Source organism: Azospirillum sp. BE72 (genome assembly GCF_031455875.1).
Lineage (GTDB): Bacteria > Pseudomonadota > Alphaproteobacteria > Azospirillales > Azospirillaceae > Azospirillum.
Map to the genome: position 1 here is coordinate 103,553 of NZ_JAVDTO010000001.1, position 19,270 is coordinate 122,822.

18 protein-coding genes are annotated in these 19,270 nt (G+C 67.2%); 9 read left to right on the top strand and 9 right to left on the bottom strand.

Going from position 1 to position 19,270, the window contains the following annotated elements; genetic code table 11:
* Positions 1-69: 69 nt before the first annotated feature.
* From J2Y49_RS00550 to J2Y49_RS00560, 3 genes are read right to left on the bottom strand one after another with little or no spacing between them, the layout of a single operon-like run.
* Entirely contained in the window at positions 70-1,044 is a 975-nt protein-coding gene (locus J2Y49_RS00550; RefSeq protein WP_310110841.1) for a quinone oxidoreductase, read from the bottom strand.
* A 47-nt stretch (positions 1,045-1,091) separates the two neighbouring features.
* Positions 1,092-1,589 carry a methylated-DNA--[protein]-cysteine S-methyltransferase gene (locus J2Y49_RS00555; protein WP_310110842.1) on the bottom strand — a complete coding sequence of 166 codons (498 nt, stop codon included), beginning with the start codon at positions 1,587-1,589 and terminating at the stop codon, positions 1,092-1,094.
* Between the two features lie 18 nt (positions 1,590-1,607).
* A complete protein-coding gene (locus tag J2Y49_RS00560; protein WP_310110843.1) occupies positions 1,608-3,659 on the bottom strand; it encodes a thioredoxin domain-containing protein in 2,052 nt (683 codons plus the stop codon).
* Between the two features lie 183 nt (positions 3,660-3,842).
* On the opposite strand from J2Y49_RS00560, the gene J2Y49_RS00565 reads away from it, so the two are divergent.
* The 7 genes from J2Y49_RS00565 to J2Y49_RS00595 all read left to right on the top strand — a co-directional run bounded on the left by J2Y49_RS00565 (position 3,843) and on the right by J2Y49_RS00595 (position 10,318).
* A complete protein-coding gene (locus J2Y49_RS00565; protein ID WP_310110845.1) occupies positions 3,843-4,094 on the top strand; it encodes a DUF6489 family protein in 252 nt (83 codons plus the stop codon).
* On the top strand, positions 4,091-4,450 hold the full coding sequence (locus J2Y49_RS00570) for a (2Fe-2S) ferredoxin domain-containing protein (RefSeq protein ID WP_310110846.1): 360 nt from the start codon (positions 4,091-4,093) through the stop codon (positions 4,448-4,450). The genes J2Y49_RS00565 and J2Y49_RS00570 overlap by 4 nt, the downstream gene beginning before the upstream one ends.
* An 11-nt stretch (positions 4,451-4,461) precedes the next feature.
* On the top strand, positions 4,462-5,805 hold the full coding sequence (gene mnmE / locus J2Y49_RS00575; RefSeq protein ID WP_310110847.1) for a tRNA uridine-5-carboxymethylaminomethyl(34) synthesis GTPase MnmE: 1,344 nt from the start codon (positions 4,462-4,464) through the stop codon (positions 5,803-5,805).
* Positions 5,806-6,055: 250 nt separating this feature from the next.
* Positions 6,056-7,936 (top strand): tRNA uridine-5-carboxymethylaminomethyl(34) synthesis enzyme MnmG, encoded by a 1,881-nt coding sequence (gene mnmG / locus J2Y49_RS00580; protein ID WP_310110849.1) that lies wholly within the window; start codon positions 6,056-6,058, stop codon positions 7,934-7,936.
* A complete protein-coding gene (gene rsmG / locus J2Y49_RS00585) occupies positions 7,933-8,547 on the top strand; it encodes a 16S rRNA (guanine(527)-N(7))-methyltransferase RsmG (protein WP_310110851.1) in 615 nt (204 codons plus the stop codon). The genes mnmG and rsmG overlap by 4 nt, the downstream gene beginning before the upstream one ends.
* Positions 8,548-8,612: 65 nt before the next feature.
* The gene (locus J2Y49_RS00590) at positions 8,613-9,410 is read left to right on the top strand and encodes a ParA family protein (RefSeq protein ID WP_149223754.1); all 798 of its coding nucleotides are present in this window, start codon (positions 8,613-8,615) and stop codon (positions 9,408-9,410) included.
* Positions 9,407-10,318, top strand: coding sequence for a ParB/RepB/Spo0J family partition protein (locus J2Y49_RS00595; RefSeq protein WP_310110854.1), 912 nt, complete (start codon positions 9,407-9,409; stop codon positions 10,316-10,318). The genes J2Y49_RS00590 and J2Y49_RS00595 overlap by 4 nt, the downstream gene beginning before the upstream one ends.
* 31 nt (positions 10,319-10,349) lie before the next feature.
* Here J2Y49_RS00595 and J2Y49_RS00600 read toward each other — a convergent pair whose 3' ends face one another.
* The 4 genes from J2Y49_RS00600 to rph are packed head-to-tail and all read right to left on the bottom strand — an operon-like array spanning position 10,350 to position 13,397.
* Positions 10,350-10,844: a dihydrofolate reductase gene (locus J2Y49_RS00600; RefSeq protein ID WP_310110855.1), complete on the bottom strand. Its 495-nt coding sequence runs from the start codon at positions 10,842-10,844 to the stop codon at positions 10,350-10,352.
* Positions 10,845-10,878: 34 nt separating this feature from the next.
* A complete protein-coding gene (gene hemW / locus J2Y49_RS00605; RefSeq protein WP_310110857.1) occupies positions 10,879-12,063 on the bottom strand; it encodes a radical SAM family heme chaperone HemW in 1,185 nt (394 codons plus the stop codon).
* The gene (gene rdgB / locus J2Y49_RS00610; protein ID WP_310110859.1) at positions 12,051-12,650 is read right to left on the bottom strand and encodes an RdgB/HAM1 family non-canonical purine NTP pyrophosphatase; all 600 of its coding nucleotides are present in this window, start codon (positions 12,648-12,650) and stop codon (positions 12,051-12,053) included. Before rdgB ends, hemW begins: the two co-directional genes overlap by 13 nt.
* Positions 12,651-12,677: 27 nt before the next feature.
* Positions 12,678-13,397: a ribonuclease PH gene (rph, locus tag J2Y49_RS00615; protein ID WP_085086951.1), complete on the bottom strand. Its 720-nt coding sequence runs from the start codon at positions 13,395-13,397 to the stop codon at positions 12,678-12,680.
* A 331-nt stretch (positions 13,398-13,728) separates the two neighbouring features.
* On the opposite strand from rph, the gene J2Y49_RS00620 reads away from it, so the two are divergent.
* The gene (locus tag J2Y49_RS00620) at positions 13,729-15,993 is read left to right on the top strand and encodes an NADP-dependent malic enzyme (protein ID WP_310110866.1); all 2,265 of its coding nucleotides are present in this window, start codon (positions 13,729-13,731) and stop codon (positions 15,991-15,993) included.
* Between the two features lie 201 nt (positions 15,994-16,194).
* Here the strand turns inward: J2Y49_RS00620 and J2Y49_RS00625 are convergent, their stop codons facing one another.
* Complete coding sequence (locus J2Y49_RS00625; RefSeq protein WP_310110869.1) at positions 16,195-16,734, bottom strand: GNAT family N-acetyltransferase; 540 nt, start codon at positions 16,732-16,734, stop codon at positions 16,195-16,197.
* 42 nt (positions 16,735-16,776) lie between these two features.
* Positions 16,777-17,382: an XRE family transcriptional regulator gene (locus J2Y49_RS00630; protein ID WP_310110871.1), complete on the bottom strand. Its 606-nt coding sequence runs from the start codon at positions 17,380-17,382 to the stop codon at positions 16,777-16,779.
* A gap of 159 nt (positions 17,383-17,541) precedes the next feature.
* Between J2Y49_RS00630 and J2Y49_RS00635 the strand changes: the two genes are divergently transcribed.
* Entirely contained in the window at positions 17,542-19,188 is a 1,647-nt protein-coding gene (locus tag J2Y49_RS00635) for an ATP-binding protein (protein ID WP_310110874.1), read from the top strand.
* Positions 19,189-19,270 lie beyond the last annotated feature (82 nt).

The window sequence follows — 19,270 nt, forward strand, 5'->3', positions numbered from 1 at the left end:
ACAAAAGTCCAATTTCCTCCCCCGCCCAGCGGGGGAGGATCAAGGTGGGGGCAATCGCCAGCCGAAACCTTACGGCACCAGCACCGTCGACCCCGTCGTCGCCCGCGCCTCGAGCGCCCGATGCGCCTCCGCAGTGTCCTTCAGCGCAAAGCGCTGGTTCACCGTGAACGTCACCCCGCCATTCTTCACCGCGTCGAACAGATCGGCGGCGGACGCCATCAAATCCTCCCGCTTGGCGGTGTAGGTCGCAAGAGTCGGCCGCGTCACATAAAGCGAACCCTTCGCCGCCAGCAGCCCCAGATCCAACGGTGCCGGCGCACCCGACGCCGCACCGAACAGCACCATCAGCCCGCGCGGCCGCAGACAGTCGAGCCCGTCCAGGAAGGTCGTCTTGCCGACGCCGTCATAGACGACCGGCACGCCCTGCCCGTCCGTCAGGTCCTTCACCCGGGTGACGAAGCTCTCGCGGGTGTAGTCGATGGTGTGGTGGCAGCCATGGGCCTTCGCGAGCTCGGCCTTTTCCGCCGACCCGACGGTGCCGATCACCGTGGCGCCGAGATGCCGCGCCCAGGAACACAGCAGCAGTCCCACCCCGCCGGCAGCGGCCTGCACCAGGATGGTGTCGCCGGGCTGGACCACATAGGTGCTGCGCAGCAGATATTGTGCGGTCAGTCCCTGCAGCAACGTGGCCGCCGTAGCCTGCTCGTCGAGCCAACTCGGCAGCGGCACCAACCGGTCGGCGGCGATCAGGCGGCTCTCGGCATAGGCGCCGATGGACATGGCGTAGCCGACCCGGTCGCCTACCTTCAGCGTGGTGACGTCCGGACCCAGCGCTTCGACCACGCCGGTGCCGGCCATGCCGATCACCGCCGGCAGATCCGGCAGCTTGTAGGCGCCGGAGCGGTGGTAGGTGTCGATGTAGTTCAGCCCGACCGCGGTCTGGCGGATCCGCACTTGGCCGGGACCGGGCTCCCTCACCTCGATCTCGTCCCAGCGCAGAACCTCCGGCCCGCCGTGTTCGTGGATGCGGATCGCGTGAACCATGGTGGCTTGGTTTCCCTTATCGTTGATCGTTGGATTTCGCGTGAGCCTTACAGCAGGGCGAACTGTTCCGCCGCCGCCCCGTTGCCCTCGCCCACGCCGGCATGCCGGCGTTCCAGCGCCAGCAGCCAAGCCTTGGTGTCCAGCCCGCCATGGCCGGAATAGCCGCCGGGCGCTCCGCCGCTGGCCAGCACCCGATGACAGGGAATGACGATCGGGATCGGGTTGGCGCCGCAGGCCCCGCCGACCGCGCGCGGCGCACTACCCAGCATCCTCGCCATCCCGCCGTAAGTCGCGGTACCGCCATAGGGGATCGCCAGCATGGCATCCCAAACGCTCCGCCGGAACGGGGTCCCTGCCGGCTTCAGCGGCAGGTCGAAGTGCTGGAGCCGGCCGGAGAAATAGGCCTCCAACTGGCGCGCCGTCTCGACCAGCACCGCGTCGGGCTCGTCATGATCGAAGCGGCCCCAGCCGACCGAGGTCAGGGCGGATCCGTCCCCGGTCAGCATCAGGGGCCCCAGCGGGCTGTCGATGGAAAGACGCGCCATGGTTTCCTCCCGCAAAGTTCAGGTCTTGTTTGACAGAAGACCGGCCAGATCCGCCGGCGCCGTCACCGGCGCCGAACAGGTCATGCCGCGGCAGACATAGGCGGTGGCCGACCCGTCGCGCATCCCCTTCCCCTGTACCGGATGATTGGCGGGCAGATCCGCCCCCGGTGCGAGCACGGTCAGGATGCGATTGGGCAGCGAATGGTCGAGCACGGTGCGGCGCAGCGCCTCCGTCTCCGCCGCCTTGGGCGGCCCGACGACGACGACCTGCAGCGGCGCCGTCATCAACTCCACGGAATTCAGGAAGGTGGTCAACGGGAAGAAGTTGCGGGTCAACTCGCCGGAGAAGGCGGCGGCAAGCGCGTCCGCCCGCTCGCGATAGGCATCCTCGCCGGTGCGCTGGAACAGGGTGGTCAGCACTGCCAGCATGGTGCCGTTCCCACTGGGGGTGGCATTGTCGTGGGCGGTCTTGGTGCGGACGATCAGCCCTTCCGCATCGTCGGCGGTGAAGAAATAACCGCCGTTGGCGCCGTCCCAGAAATGGGCGTCGAGCGCCGCCACCCAAAGCTTGGCCTGATCGAGCGCCGCCGGATCCCCGGTCGCCTCATGCAGCGCCAGGGCGGCGCGCGCCATATGGGCATAGTCGTCGAGCATGCCCGTGTGCTTGCCCTGCCCGTGCCGCCAGCTGTGGCAGAGCCGCCCACCCGTGCCCATCCGGTCGCGGACGAAGGCGAAGGCGCGGCCGGCGGCGTCCAGCCACTCCGGTTCGTCCAGGGCCAGGGCGGCGTGGGTCAGTGCCGCGATCATCAGGCCGTTCCAGTCGGCCAGCACCTTGTCGTCCCAACCCGGCCGCACCCGCTTGGCCCGCGCCCGCAGCAGAATCTCCCGCCCCTTGGCGAGCGTCGCCTCGGTGGCGTCGTCGGCCAGCGACAGGCCGCCCAGCCGGTTCAGGATGGTGACGCCTTCCCAATTGCCCTGGGGCAGCACCTCGTAAACGCGCTTAAACGTCGCCAGCCCGTCTGCGCCCAGGGCCGGGGTCAGCAGCCGGTCGACCTCCTCCTCGTTCCATATATAGAAGAGTCCCTCTTCGCCTTCGCTGTCGGCGTCCAGAGTCGCGGCGAAGCCGCCGCCGTCGGCGATCATCTCGCGCAGCAGCCAGCCGACCGTCTCGCGGATGCGGGTCTCCAGCAGCGGGTCGCGCGTCTCCTGCCAGACCAGCGTCATCAGGTCGAGCAGTTCCGCGTTGTCGTAGAGCATCTTCTCGAAATGCGGGACCAGCCAGCGTTCGTCGACCGAATAGCGGGCGAAGCCGCCGCCGAGATGGTCGTAGATGCCGCCCTGCGCCATGTTGGCGAGCGTGTGGGTCACCGCCTCGCGGAACGGTTCGCGTCCGGTGCGCTGCCAGGCCCGCCACAGCAGCTCGAACAGCGGCACCTGCGGGAACTTCGGCGCCGTGCCGATGCCGCCATGGATCGGATCGACCTCCCGCAGCAGTCTTTGCGCCACCTGATCCAGCACCCCGGCATCGACGGCACCGGCCGACCGGTTCTCCCCCATTCCGGCGAGCGCCGATTTCAGAGCGTCGACATTCTTGCCGACCTTGTCCTGCTCATTGGCATAGGTACCGGCGATGCCGCGCAGCACGTCGGGGAAGCCGGCGCGGCCATAGCGCGGGGCCGGCGGGAAATAGGTGCCGCCCCAGAAGGGTTCGGCATCCGGCGTCAGGAACATGGTCAGCGGCCAGCCGCCCTGCTGCCCCAGCAGCGCAAGCGCCGACTGGTAGATGGTGTCCAGATCCGGCCGCTCCTCCCGGTCCACCTTGATGTTGACGAACAGCTCGTTCATCAGTCCGGCGATCTCCGGATTCTCGAAGCTCTCGTGCGCCATGACGTGGCACCAGTGGCAGGCGGCATAGCCGACCGACAGCAGCACCGGCTTGTTCTCCGCCTTCGCGCGTGCGAAGGCATCATGTCCCCAGGGCATCCAATGCACCGGGTTGTCCTTGTGCTGCAGCAGATAGGGGCTCGTCTCCCGGCCTAGCAGGTTCGCGCCCAACGGAGTGGCGGGCATGGCGGTGTCCGATCTGTTGGTGTGTCGTGAATCAATAGGTGGCGCCGGGGTGGCGTTGCGCCAGTGCATCCTATCTGTATAGTGGGGCATGAGCCGCCGCGGCGCTCAACCCCAAAATCAACACGGCCAATGCCTGGACCGGTGCCGGATCCGGTGCCCGGCTCCCGGTCTGGAGGGGGTCCCATGAAAATCACCGTCAACATCGACTGCACCCCGGACGAGGCCCGGCATTTTCTCGGCCTGCCCGACGTGAAGCCGATGCAGGATGCCATGATGCACGAGATCCAGGAGCGGATGCGTGCGAACCTCCAGGCCATGGACCCGGAGACCATGCTGAAAACCTGGCTTCCCGCCGGTATTCAGGGCATGGAGCAGATGCAGAAGATGTTTTGGTCCCAGATGGCGTCTGCCCTGGGGCAGGAAGGAAGAAAGTGACCGATCCGAAGCCGTATTTCGAAGCCCATGTTTTTTGCTGCACCAACCGCCGCCCCGACGGGCACAAGCGCGGATCCTGCGCCGCCCACGGCTCGGAGAAGCTGCGCGACTATATGAAGGCCCGCGCCCGCGAACTCGGCTTCGACGGCAAGGTGAGGATCAACTCAGCTGGCTGTCTCGACCGGTGTGAGCTGGGCCCGACGCTGGTGATTTATCCCGAAGGCGTTTGGTACACCTATCACAGCACCGGCGACGTGGACGAAATTCTGCAGACCCATCTGGTCGAAGGACGCCGCGTCGAGCGGCTGATGCTGACGACGGAGCAGCGGGAGCTGCGACCCGAGCAGCGCGGCTGATCCATCCCCCAATGCTCACCACCAACTTGCTCACCACCATCTTTGCGCTCGCCACCGCCCCCGGCCGATCCGGTGTGGCGGTGGTTCGCATTTCGGGACCTGAGGCGGGGTCCGCCCTCGCCGCGCTGACCGGCCGTCCCCTGCCTGCGCCACGCCGTGCCGTGCTGACCAAGCTGCGCGATCCTCGGACCGGCGACATGCTCGACGACGCTCTTGTTCTGCGCTTCACCGGTCCCGCCAGCTTCACCGGCGAGGACGTGGTGGAGTTGCACCTGCATGGCGGCCGCGCCGTCGTCGCCGGCGTGATCGAGGCGCTCGCCACCCTGCCCGGCTTACGGCTGGCCGAACCCGGCGAGTTCACCCGCCGCGCCTTCGAAAACGGCAAGCTCGACCTGACGGAGGCCGAGGCGGTCGCCGACCTGATCGATGCCGAGACCAATGCCCAACGCCGTCAAGCATTGCGGCAGATGGAGGGGGCGCTTGGCCGTCTCTATGATGCCTGGCGCGAGCGGCTGACCCGGGCGTTGGCCCACATCGAGGCGGACATCGACTTCGCCGAGGATGATCTGCCAGGCGGCGTGACCGATGCGGTCAGACCGGTGGTCGCTGGATTGGCCGACGAGATCGCCGCCCATCTCGACGACGGCGGCCGCGGCGAGCGGCTGCGCGAAGGTTTGCACATCGCCATCGTAGGAGCGCCCAACGCCGGCAAGTCCAGTCTCCTGAATGCCCTCGCCCGCCGTGACGCCGCCATCGTGTCCGCCCGTGCCGGAACCACCCGCGACATCATCGAGGTTCATCTCGACCTCGGTGGCTATCCGGTCGTGCTGGCCGACACCGCCGGCCTGCGCGAGGCGGCCGCCGACGAAGTGGAGGAGGAAGGCATCCGCCGCGCCCGTGACCGGGCGGCGCGCGCCGACGTGAAGGTGGCGGTGTTCGACGCCACCACCCTGCCCGACCTGGATCCGGCGACGCTGGACCTGATCGACCGCGACACGGTGGTGGTGTTCAACAAGACCGACCTTGCTACGGCCATCGACCTGCGGCCGGATCTCTCCCCGATCCTGGTTTCCGCCCAGACCGGGGCTGGGCTGAGGGCTCTGGAGGAGAAGTTGACGGAGTTCAGCGCCGACCGCCTTGCGATCGGCAGCGCGCCCTCCCTGACCCGCGCCCGTCACCGTGCGGCGCTGACCGAGTGCAGGGAGGCGCTGTTGCGTGCGCTGGATGCGCCGCTTCCCGAACTGGCAGCCGAGGATGTGCGTCTCGCCAGCCGGGCGCTTGGGCGCATCACCGGACGGGTGGATGTGGAGGATCTGCTGGACGTGATCTTCCGGGACTTCTGCATCGGGAAGTGAGGGCGTGTTTCACGTGAAACAGCGGGTGTGGCGCGTTGCGGAGCTAGACCCCCACCTAACCTCCCCCGCTCACGCAGGGGAGGGACTGCCGCCACTCTCCCGCGTCAGCACCAATCTCCTCCCCCGCCCAGCGGGGGAGGATTAAGGTGGGGGCATCGGACGACCACTCCACCATCCCGCAACCACCCCACCCCACTTATCCCTGCCCCGCCTCTTGGATCCCCCGCGCCATTCCGCTATGGTCCCGCACATGCGAAGCTTTGATGTCATCGTTGTCGGCGGCGGTCACGCCGGCTGTGAGGCGGCTGCGGCGGCAGCGCGCATGGGTGCGCGCACGCTTCTGCTGACCCACAAGGTCGAAACCATTGGCGAGATGTCCTGCAACCCCGCCATCGGCGGCTTGGCCAAGGGCCATCTGGTGCGGGAGATCGATGCGCTGGACGGGGTGATGGCGAAGGCCATCGACCGGGGTGGCATCCAGTTCCGCATCCTGAACCGCAGCAAGGGCCCCGCCGTTCGCGGCCCGCGCGCCCAGGCCGACCGCAAGCTCTATCGCCAGGCGATGCAGTCGCTGCTGGGCGAGCAGGAGAACCTGTTCATCGAAGCCGGCGGTGCCGAAGACCTAATCGTCGATGCGGAGCAGCGGATCACCGGTGTCGTGACCGGGTCGGGCGAATCTATCCGCGCCGGTGCGGTGGTGCTGACCACTGGAACCTTCCTGCGCGGCCTGATCCACATCGGCGAGGAACGCACTCCCGCCGGCCGGGTCGGAGAGGCGCCGTCCATCGGTTTGTCCGACACGCTGGCCCGGCTCGGCTTCCCGCTCGGCCGGCTGAAGACCGGCACGCCGCCACGGCTCGACGGCCGCACCATCGATTGGGATGCGCTGGAGAAGCAGCCGGGCGACACCCCGCCCCCGCCCTTCTCCTATATGACCGAGCGGATCGATACGCCGCAGATCGATTGCGCGATCACCTGGACGACGCGGGAGGCCCATGCGCTGATCCGCGCCAATCTGCATCGCGCGCCGATGTATTCCGGCCAGATCACCGGCACCGGTCCGCGCTATTGCCCATCCATCGAGGACAAGGTCGTCCGCTTCGCCGAGAAGGAGAAGCACCAGATCTTCCTTGAGCCGGAAGGGCTGGACGATCCGACCGTCTACCCGAACGGCATCTCCACCTCCCTGCCCCGCGACGTGCAGCTTGGCATCCTCGCCAGCATGCCGGGGTTGGAGAAGGTTGTGATGATCCGCCCCGGCTATGCCATTGAATACGACTATGTCGATCCGCGCGAACTGAAGCCGACGCTGGAGACCCGCCGGGCAGCGCGCCTGTTCCTGGCCGGTCAGATCAACGGCACCACCGGCTATGAAGAGGCGGCGGCCCAGGGCCTGATGGCCGGCATCAACGCGGCACTCGCAGCAAGCGGCAACCGGAATGGCTTCGTGCTCGACCGTGCCGACGCCTATATCGGCGTGCTGATCGACGACCTCATCGGCCGGGGCACCAACGAGCCCTACCGCATGTTCACCTCGCGCGCCGAGTACCGGCTGCTGCTGCGCGCCGACAACGCCGACCAACGTCTGACCGACAAGGGCGTTGCCATCGGCTGCGTCGGCTCCGAGCGTCGTGACGTCTTTGCCGCCAAGAGTGCCGCGCTTTCGGCTGGTCGCGCGCTGGTCGCCTCGCTGCAGGCGACTCCGGCCGAACTCGCTCGCCAGGGGGTCGCGGTGAACCAGGACGGTGTGCGCCGCTCTGCCGCCGACCTGCTGCGCTATCCGGACATCGACCTTGCTGCGCTGACCCGGCTGTGGCCGGAACTGGGCGAGATCGCACCGGAGATCGCCGAGCAGTTGGAGATCGACGGCAAATATGCCGGCTATCTCGGCCGGCAGGAGGCCGACATCCGCGCTTTCCGCAAGGACGAGTCCCTCGCCCTGCCCGATGATCTCGATGTCGACGGTATCGGCAGCCTGTCCGCCGAAATTCGCCAGAAGCTGCGCCAGTCGCGTCCGGCGACGCTAGGTGCGGCGGCCCGCATTCCCGGCATGACCCCGGCCGCTCTGGTCGCCCTGCTCCGTCATGTGAAACGTCGCGAAGCGGCTTCCTCTGAGGTGGCTGCGGAATGAGTGGGTTCGATGCGGTCGCATTTCAGGACGCCACCGGTGTTTCACGTGAAACGCTCGACCGTCTGATCGCCTATGAGGGGCTGCTGTGCAAGTGGCAGCCGAAGATCAATCTGGTCGGCCCCTCCACCCTGCCCGATGCCTGGAAGCGGCACTTCCTCGACTCCGCCCAGCTCCATCCACTGCTGCCGGAGGGCACACGGGTGCTGGTCGATCTCGGCAGCGGCGCCGGTTTCCCTGGTCTGGTGCTCGCCATCCTCGGTGTGCCGCAGGTGCATCTGATCGAGAGCGATGTGCGCAAATGCGCCTTCCTCCGCGAGGTCGCCCGCGTCTGCGAAGCGCCGGTCACCGTTCACACCAAGCGGATCGAGACCGTCACCGGGATCGAGGCCGATGTCGTCACCGCCCGTGCATTGGCGCCGCTTGCCGACCTGTTCGCCTGGGCTCATCCCTTCATCGGATCGCGCGGCAAGTGCCTGTTCCTGAAGGGCGCGGCGCTGGACGACGAATTGACCGCCACCACGCAATATTGGACAATGAAGCCTGAGCGATTTGACAGCCGCACCGATCCGAGCGGAACCATCCTGCGTGTGAGTCACCTTGAGCGTGCGTGAAGACCGTGCCTGACACAGTTGTTCCCCCGCCCTCTTCCCGCCAACCGGACTCCCGAGAGGCTGCCATGTCTGCCGTCACCCGTCCCCTTGCCCGTGTGGTTGCGATTGCCAACCAGAAGGGCGGCGTGGGCAAGACCACGACGACGATCAACCTCGCCACCGCGCTCGCCGTCATCGGCAAGCGGGTGCTGGTGATCGACCTCGACCCGCAGGGTAACGCGTCCACCGGGCTCGGAATTCCGCGCTCCGACCGCCGCGTCGGCATCTATGACGTGCTGTTCGACGACGTGTCGCTGGAGGATGCCGCCACCCCTTCCTCCGTGCCGAACCTGTCGATCATCACCTCCTCGGTCGATCTGTCGGGTGCCGAGATCGAACTGGTCGGCGCCGAGCGGCGTGAGTTCCGCCTGCGCGAGGCGGTCGCCAACAGCGCGCTGGAATACGACTATGTCCTGATCGACTGCCCGCCGGCACTCGGCCTGCTGACGCTGAACGCATTGGTCGCCTCGCATGCCGTGATGGTTCCCCTGCAGTGCGAGTTCTACGCGCTGGAGGGTCTCAGCCATCTGGTCCGCACCATCGAGCGGGTGAAGCGCGCCTTCAACCCGAACCTCGACATCCACGGCGTCGTGCTGACGATGTTCGACAAGCGCAACAACCTGTCGGACATGGTGGCGGCGGATGTCCGCGGCTTCTTCGGGGAGAAGGTGTACGACACCGTGATCCCGCGCAACGTCAAGGTCTCCGAGGCGCCGTCGCACGGCAAGCCGGTGCTGATCTACGACATGCGCTGCCCCGGATCCCAGGCCTACATCCATCTGGCGGGCGAGGTGCTGCGCCGTGAGAAGAGACTGACCGCATGATCGACGACACCAAGCAAGGGGGCGCCCGCCGCGCCAGCCTGGGCCGCGGCCTTTCCGCCCTGTTCGGCGAGGCGACCGAGGATTATTCGGCGCTCGACAAGGTGCGGCAGTCCAAGCAGGTGCCGATCGAGTTCGTCCACCCTGGCAAATACCAGCCGCGGCGGAAGTTCGACGAAGAGGCGATCAGCGGCCTTGTCGAGTCCATCCGCGACAAGGGCATCCTGCAGCCGCTGCTGGTCCGCCGCGATGCCGAGGACGCTAACTCCTACGAGCTGATCGCCGGCGAACGCCGCTGGCGCGCGGCGCAGATCGCCGGCCTGCACGAGGTGCCGGTCATCATCCGCGATCTCAGCGACCGCGAGGCGCTGGAAATCGCGCTGATCGAAAACATCCAGCGCCAGGACCTGACCCCTCTCGAAGAGGCGGAGGGTTACCGCCGCCTGATGGAGGAGTTCGAGCACACGCAGGAGGATCTGGCCCGCGCCGTCGGCAAGAGCCGCAGCCATGTCGCCAACATGATGCGCTTGCTGGCTTTGCCGGATCCGGTCAAGTCGATGGTGCAGGACGGTGCGCTGACCGCAGGCCATGCCCGCGCCCTGCTGACCGCCCCGGATCCGGCCGCAGTCGCCCGCGAGGTGGTCACGCGCGGCCTGAACGTCCGCCAGACCGAAGACCTCATGCGCGGCGACCAGCCGAAGGCGAAGAAGGGCAAGGCCGCGAATGACGGATCCGGCGCCGCCCCGGCGATGAAGGACGTTGACCTGATCAATCTGGAGGAAGAGATCTCCGCCCGCATCGGGCTGAAGGTCGCGATCAACCCCCAGGGACAGCGCGGGACGATCACCATCCACTACCAGACGCTGGACCAGCTGGACGACGTGCTGCACCGCCTGGGCGGAGAGGAGTAAAGGGGGGGCTTCGGCGGAACTGGTTCGCCCCCTACCCCCGCACCTTCTCCAGGTCGATGTAGCGGTAGAACAGCCCGTTCTCTTCCATGGGGGCGCTCGACCAGACTTCGACCCACTCCGCACCGATGGGCGGCATCAGCGTGTCGCCGTTCACCGCGCTCTCAACGCGGGTCAGATGCAGGCAATCGGCGATGGGCAGAGTCTCGCGGAACAGCGCGGCACCGCCGATCACGCAGAGCTCCGCCGCACCGGATTCCTGCGCCCAGGACACGGCGGCTCCCAACCCGGAGAACCAGCGGGCACCGTCATGCTCGCCGAACGCCGTCTGACGGCTGACGACGAGGTTGTCGCGGCCGGGAAGCGGGCGCAGCGGCAGCGACTCCCAGGTTTTGCGGCCCATCAGCACCGGCTTGCCCATGGTCAGCTGCTTGAACCGGCGCAGATCGCCGGGAAGGTTCCAGGGCAATCGGCCATCGCGGCCGATCACGTCGTTCATCGCAGCGGCCACAATCAGACTGATGCGCATCCCCTGCCCTTTCCCGGTTCAAAACCGGTGGATCTTACGCCAAAATCGCGCTGAGGACCGCGTTCAGTCGCTGTAGCCCCTCCGATGTCGCAGTGAGCCGATCCGCATCTCGGGTCAGGAAGCCGCCTTCGATCAGGCGGGACAATCCCGCGGGCTCCACGAAATCGTCCAGCGTCCGGCCGGTTTCCTCCACCAGACGGGCAAGCCGCACCCCTTCGCTCAGGCGCAGCCCCATCATCAGGAGCTCGGTTCCACGGGTGTCGCGCTCTATCGGGTCGGGAGCGGCGGCACCATGACCATCGCGTTCCACCCGCTCCAGCCAGATTTCCGGAGCGCGGTGGGCGCGGGTCGCGAACTTCTCGCCGTCCAGCGTCAGCCGCCCATGGGCACCTGGACCGATGCCGACATAATCGCCATAGCGCCAATAGGTCAGGTTGTGGCGGCTTTCCTCGCCCGGACGGGCGTGGTTGGAAATCTCATAGGCCGGCAGCCCGGCCGCCGTAAGCTGGCTCTGCGTCGCCTCGTAGAGATCGCCGGCCAGATCCTCGTCGGGCAGCACCAGTTCGCCGCGGGCATGCAGCGGGTAAAAGGCCGTCCCTTCCTCGATCGTCAGCTGATAGACCGAGAGATGGCCGACGGCGTAATCCAGCGCACGCGCCAACTCCGCCTGCCAGGCCGCCACCGTCTGGCCGGGACGGGCATAGATCAGGTCGAAGGAAAAGCGGTCGAAGGTCCGCGCCGCCAGTTCAATGGCGCCGGTGGCCTCCGCTGCATTGTGCTGACGGCCGAGGAACTTCAGGCTGGCATCGTCCAGCGCCTGGATGCCGAGAGAAACGCGGTTGATCCCGGCGGTGCGGAAGGCGCGGAACTTGTCGGCTTCGACGGAGGTCGGGTTGGCCTCCAGCGTCACCTCCAGCTGGTCGGCAACGGCCCACCGTTGGGCGACGCGGTCGATGATGGCGCCGACCGTTGCCGGCTCCATCAGCGACGGGGTGCCGCCGCCGAAAAAGATCGAAGTGACGGTGCGTCCGGCGGTCAGGTCGGCGTAATGGTCCAGTTCGCGCAGCAGTCCGGCCCGCCAGCGGTCGTGGTCGACGCGCTCGCGGACATGGCTGTTGAAATCGCAGTACGGGCACTTCGACTTGCAGAAGGGCCAATGGACGTAGACGGCAAAACCGGGGCCGGCAAAACCAGGATCAGAAACACTCACCGGAAACACCGCTCCACCAGCTGGCGGAAGGCGTCGGCACGGTGGCTCATCTCGTGCTTCTTGGCCGGATCCATCTCGCCGAAGGTCAGGCCGTGGCCGTCCGGCAGGAACATCGGGTCATAGCCGAAGCCGTGCGGCCCGCGCGGCGGCCAGACCAGCGTGCCGTAGCAGCGGCCCTCCACCGTCTCGACATGGCCGTCCGGCCAGGCGAGCGACAGGGCGCAGACGAAATAGGCGCTGCGGTCGCTCTTGCCGACAAGCCCGTCCTCGACCTTCCGCATCGCCATGGCGAAGTCCTTGGCCGGGCCGGCCCAGCGGGCGGAATAGATGCCGGGATCGCCGTTCAGCGCCGGCACCACCAGCCCGCTGTCGTCGGCGAGCGCGACATGGCCGGCGGCCGCCGCGGCCTTGGCCTTCAGCTCCGCATTGGCGATGAAAGTGGTTCCGGTCTCTTCCGGTTCGGGCAGGCCCAGCTCCCCGGCCGAGGTGAAATTGGCGACATAGGGGCCGAGCAGGTCGGCGATCTCGCGCACCTTGCCCTTGTTGTGGCTGGCGATGACGAGGGTGTCGCCGGTGAAGCGGCGGGGAGCGGACATGGTGATGAACCTCTGGCTGATACGGCCTTACTTGATGCCGAGGACTTGCTTCTGCAACGCCACCAGCTCGTTCACGCCCTTGCGGGCGAGCGCCAGCAGCTCCATGAACTGCGGCTCGGAGAAGGGGGTTTCCTCGGCGGTGCCCTGGATTTCGACGATGCCGGCCTTGCCGGTCAGGACGAAGTTGGCGTCGGCCTGGGCCTTGGAGTCCTCGTCATAGTCGAGGTCGAGCACGGCGTTGCCCTGGAACAGGCCGCAGGACACGGCGGCGACCTGATCGGTCAGCGGCATGGTCTTCAGCGCGCCAATCTGCATCAGGTGCTGGAAGGCCAGATGCAGGGCGACATAGCTGCCGGTAATGGCAGCGGTGCGGGTGCCGCCGTCGGCCTGGATGACGTCGCAGTCGATCTTGATCTGTTTCTCGCCCATCGCCGAACGGTCGGTGACGGCGCGGAGCGCGCGGCCGATCAGGCGCTGGATCTCCTGGGTGCGGCCGGACTGCTTGCCCTTCGCCGCCTCGCGGTCGGTGCGGCTGTGGGTGGAGCGCGGCAGCATGCCGTATTCGGCGGTGACCCAGCCGAGCCCGGTGTTCTTCAGGAAACGCGGCACCGTCTCGTCGACGCTGGCCGTGCACAGCACATGCGTGTTGCCGAAGCGCACCATGCAGGAGCCCTCGGCATAGCGGCTGAAGCCGGGTTCGAGGGAGACGGTGCGCAGTTGGTCGAAGGCGCGGCCGGAGGGGCGCATGGGCATCATTCCGAAGGTCGGTTGCAATGGGCCGGCAAGCTAACGGCTCCGCCCGTCCCAGTCCAGCATGGCGTCCCACCTGCCGTCCGGTGCCGGCGTGCGAGCGCGGCAATGGACGGGGCGGAGACGAATTGGATGGGATGGCAAACAAACTGGATGTGTCGTTAATCGGCAGAAAAGTGCATGATTCGTACAAAATGGCGCTGATCGAGGCTTGGCGAGTTGCGCGTTCGGCGTATACCATCGCTGCCCCACCGTCGGCAGCGCACCGCACAAAAAGGCATCAACGACGACCGACGGGCTGCACACTCCGTTGAGGAACACGACATCCATGTCCGACACCAAGCGCGTCACCGACGAAGAGGCCCTGCTGCTGCATTCCAGCGGCCGGCCCGGCAAGCTGGAAATTACCCCGACCAAGCCGCTGACCACCCAACGCGATCTGGCGCTGGCTTATTCGCCCGGCGTGGCGGTCCCCTGCCTCCGCATCGCCGAGGATCCGTCGCTCGCCTACGACTACACGGCCAAGGGCAACATCGTCGCCATCATCTCCAACGGCACCGCGGTGCTGGGGCTGGGCGACCTGGGCGCGCTGGCCGGCAAGCCGGTGATGGAAGGCAAGGCGGTGCTGTTCAAGCGCTTCGCCGACGTCGACGGCATCGACCTGGAGGTCGACACCCGCGACGTAGACGAGTTTGTCAACTGTGTGCGCTTCCTCGGCCCCAGCTTCGGCGGCATCAACCTGGAAGACATCAAGGCGCCCGACTGCTTCATCATCGAGGAGCGGCTGCGCGAACTGCTGGACATCCCGGTCTTCCATGACGACCAGCACGGCACCGCGATCATCGCCGCCGCCGGCCTGATCAACGCCTGCGACATCACCGGCCGCAAGATCGAAGACGTGAAGATGGTGGTGAACGGTGCCGGCGCGGCGGGCATCGCCTGCGCCGAGCTGTTCTGCACGATGGGTGTTTCACGTGAAAACATCATCCTGTGCGACACCAAGGGCGTGGTCTATCGCGGCCGCACCAGCGGCATGAACCAGTGGAAGTCGTCCTTCGCCGTCGATACCGACAAGCGCACGCTGGAAGAGGCGGTGGCCGGGTCCGACGTCTTCGTCGGCCTGTCGGCCAAGGGGGCGATGACGCCGGAGATGGTGAAGTCGATGGCCGCCAGGCCGATCATCTTCGCTCTCGCCAACCCCGATCCGGAGATCACGCCGGAAGAGGTGAAGGCGGTGCGCAGCGACGCCATCGTGGCGACCGGCCGCTCCGACTATCCGAACCAGGTCAACAACGTCCTGGGCTTCCCCTACCTGTTCCGCGGCGCGCTGGACGTCCGCGCCACCACCATCAACGAGGCGATGAAGGTCGCCGCCGCCAAGGCGCTGGCGGCACTGGCGCGTGAGGACGTGCCGGACGAGGTCGATGCCGCCTATTCGGGGCGCCGGCTGCGCTATGGTCCGGACTACATCATCCCGGTGCCCTTCGATCCGCGCCTGATCGTCACCGTCCCGGCCGCCGTCGCCCAGGCGGCGATGGAAAGCGGCGTGGCGCGCAAGCCGATCCTCGACCTGACCAGCTACAAGCACAGCCTGCGCACCCGCCTGGATCCGACCGCCGACAGCCTGGAGCTGATCCTGGAGAAGGTGCGGACCAACCCGCGCCGCGTCGTCTTCGCCGAGGGCGAGGAGGAGCGGACGATCCGCGCCGCCATGGCCTTCCGTGCCCACGGCTATGGCACGCCGGTGCTGATCGGCCGCGAGGAGGTGATCAGGGAACAGCTGGTGGCGATGGGCCAGCCCAACGTCCAGTTCGAGATCCACAACGCCCGCCTGTCGGATGCCAACCGCCGCTATGCCGACCATCTCTACCGCCGCCTGCAGCGCAAGGGTGCGTTGCTGCGCGACTGCCAGCGGATGGTCAACCAGGATCGCAACGTCTTCGCCGCCTGCATGGTGGCGCAGGGCGATGCACACGCCATGGTGACCGGCCTGACCCGCAGCTTCGGCGTCGCGTACGAGGAACTCCGTAGGGTCATCGACCCAAAGGCGAGCGAGCCGGTGTTCGGCCTGCACCTGTTCATCACCCGCAGCCGCACCGTCTTCATCGCCGACACCACCGTCCATGTCCGCCCCGACGGCAAGACGCTGGCCGACATTGCCATCGGTGCCGCGGCCAAGGCCCGGCAGATGGGGCACGAACCGCGGATCGCGATGCTGTCCTTCTCCAACTTCGGCCAGACGCCGCACCCGAACACCGATCCGTTGCGCGAGGCCCTGTCGATCCTCGACAGCCGCCGGGTCGATTTCGAGTATGACGGCGAGATGTCGGCCGACGTGGCGCTGGATTACCAGCTGATGAAGCGGGTCTACCCGTTCTCGAGGCTGTCCGGACCGGCCAACGTGCTGATCATGCCCGGCCTGCATTCGGCCAACATCTCGGCCAAGCTGCTGAACAAGATGGCCGGCGGCCAGATGATCGGCCCGCTGCTGATCGGCCTGGACAAGCCGGCGCAGATCGTCAGCATGGGCGCATCTGTCAACGACATCGTCACCGCCGCAGCCCTGGCGGCGCATGACTCGCTGCCGTGGTGATTTGAGGCGCTCTTTCTAAAAATCCCCTCTCCCCCGCTCTCGCGCAAACTTCGTTTGCGCTGACGCGACAGGCGGACCATAGGTCCGCCGATAGCGGGGAGAGGGTTAGGGTGAGGGGGACGCATAGGCAGGACTAATTTCGGCTACGCCGAACCCCCTCATCCCGACCTTCTCCCCAGGGGGGAGAAGGAGAATCATCCATCACCCCAACGCCTTGTAGAAGTATATCGTGTCGCAGAACCCGCCTTCCGGCCACAGGGCGTAGTTCGGGATGACGCCGACCTTCACCCAGCCGGCGCGGGTGTACAGGCGTTCGGCATCGGGCGAGGCGGTGTCGAGCACCAGCAGCGACTTGCCGGCGGCGCGGGCGGCATCCTCGGCGGCCTGCATCAGGACGGCGCCGACGCCACGGCGGCGGGCGCGGCGATGGACCAGCATCTTGGACAGGTCGGCGCGGTGGGGCTGGTTCGGCGGCTGGCTGACCACCAGCTGGACGGTGCCCAGCATGTCCTCCCCGTCCTCAGCCACCAGCAGGATGCGGTCGCCTTGCTCAACTCCCATTGCCACGTTTCGCCAAAAGCCTTCGGCGGTGGCGCGGTCGAGCGGTGCCATGAAGCTGACCGAGGCGCCGCCCGCCACACAATCCAGCAGCACATCGGTCAGCCCCGGCACGGCGGCATGGGCTTGCGGGCCCGACAGCGTGCGCACCGTCACGGCGGCGGCTTCGCTTCCTTCCCTCACTCGTCCGGAGTCCACGCAAGCGCTGTCCATAGACATGCTCCTTCAGCGTTTAACGGCGTTTAAGGCTGGGCGTCCGTCGGTGGTCAGCGCCACGACGTAGCGCGCCGTCCGGTCCGTCGGATTGTGGAAGCCGGTTGGCCGGTCGAGCCGCATGGCGAGGCAGTCGCCGGTGGACAGGCGGTGCGTCACCTCCCCCACCGTCAGGTCAATGGTGCCGTCCAGAAGGTAGACCTGCTGCTCCACCGTCGCGGCACGGTTCCCGCTGTCATAGGAAACTCGGGTGCCCGGCGGCAGCTCCACCTCCACCAGTTCGATAGGCGACGGGAAGCCTGGCGGCGACAGGTTGCGGCGGCGATAGCCGGTGGCGGGGTCGGTCCAGGCGACCTGATCGGCGCGACGGGCGACGGGGTTGGCATCTTCCCGCTCCGCTTCCGCGAACAGGGCTGCCAGCGTCACGCCCAGCCCGGCGGCGAGCCGGTCGAGGACTGAAGCAGTCGGGCTGCTTTCCCCCCGTTCGACCAGAGAGATCATGGAACGGCTGACGCCCGACCGTTCGGCCAATCCGTCAAGGGTCAGTCCACGGTCCGCCCGCAAGGCACGCAGGCGGGCGGCAAGGCGGCTGTCGATGTCGGTTTTTGCGTTCTCCATGATGATAGAATAAAGTTCCAGGAAATTGGAGTCAACGAAGGACCGCACAGTTCCGGCCATGAATCTTTTGTGACCGCCGCGCGGCATGCGCGACGATGGTGTAGAAGGGCTGATCGTCACGCTGCCTGCCCATCCACCCCCATATCCGGTGCCGTTCCCATGCGCCTGAAGGCGTCGCCGCCCACTCCGCTGCTGACCGCGATCCTGTTGATGCTTGTGCCCCTGCTGGGCGTGCTGGCCTGGTCGGTTCATGTCGGGGTGCTGCATGGTGGGCTGGCGCTGGTCGCGGCGGCGCTGGCGCTGGCGGGCGCGGTGCTGGTCCTGCGCACCTACCGGCGCGATGCCGATGCGATGACCGACTATGCCGCCCGTCTGGCGGAGGCCGACGAACCGCTGGCTCCGGCCGGCACGTCGCCCGCACAGAAGGCACTGACAGCGACCATCGGCCGGCTGCATCGGGTCGGCCTGCGCCGGGTGGAAAGCGTGCGGATGCAGTTGGACGCGGACGAGGCGGTGATCGACGCCCTGCCCGCCCCGCTGCTGCTGATGGATGCGGAGCGGCAGGTGGTGCGGGCCAACCAGACCGCGCGGGAGCTGTTCGGCGACAAGGTGGTGGACCGCGACCTTGCCTCCTCCCTGCGCACGCCGACGGTGCTGGAGGCGGTGGATTCTGTCCTGCGCGGCGGTGCGTCGCGCATCATCGAATTCACGCTGCCGGTGCCGGTGGAGCGCAGCTTCGAGGCGCAGGTGAAGCCTTTCCAGCGGCTGGTGCCGGAACCCGACCCCTCTCTGCTGGATGGCGAGATCGAGGAGGATCCGGCGCCGCGTCCACCCACCGTCGCCCGCATGGCGATCCTGACCCTGCACGACGTCACCGCCGCCCGCAGGTCGGAGCAGATGCGCGCCGACTTCATCGCCAATGCCAGCCACGAACTGCGCACGCCACTGTCCTCGCTGCTGGGCTTCATCGAGACTTTGCGCGGCCCGGCGCGCGACGATCCGGAGGCGCAGGACCGCTTCCTGTCGATCATGCACGACCAGGCCAACCGCATGACTCGGCTTGTCAACGACCTGCTCTCGCTCTCCCGCATCGAACTGGACGAGCATATGCCGCCCAACGGCCGGGTCGATGTGGTGGAGGAGCTGGAGAACGTCATCGCCGCGCTGGAGCTGAAGGCCGCCCAGCGCCGCATCCGCCTGCGGCTGGAAGCGCCGGAATCCCTGCCTTATGTCGTCGGCGACGAGGACCAGCTGACCCAGGTCTTCCAGAATCTGGTCAGCAACGCGATCAAATACACGCGCGAGGACACCGACGTGACCGTCACCGTGGCGCTCGCCGACGGCATGGCGGTGGGCTTTGCGGGGCTGCCTACACCCACCGGTGCCATGGCGAAGGACAAGCGCGTGGTGCGCAGCGGCACATCCATGGTGTCGGTGTCGGTGCGCGACCATGGCGACGGCATCGCCCGCACCCACCTGCCCCGCCTGACGGAACGCTTCTACCGCGTCGATGCCGCGCGGTCCCGCGCCATGGGCGGCACCGGGCTGGGGCTCGCCATCGTCAAGCACATCCTGAACCGCCATCGTGGACGCCTGACCATCGAAAGCGAGGTGGGGGTGGGCAGCGCCTTCACGGTCTATCTGCCGGCCGAGCCTTCTTCTCCCTCTTCACAATCTCCCTCTCCCCCCTGGGGAGAGGGGCGGGGTGAGGGGGAAGCGTTGCGTATCGTTCCCAAAGCTCCCACCGCGCGTCCCCCTCACCCTAACCCTCTCCCCAGGGGGGAGAGGGGATTTGGTGGGGGGTGAGAGGGGAAGAGCCGTTCTGTGACCGTGTCATGAAAGTGTCATAAAAACGCAATCAATCGGTCGCCCTCCGGGTCTATGGTCC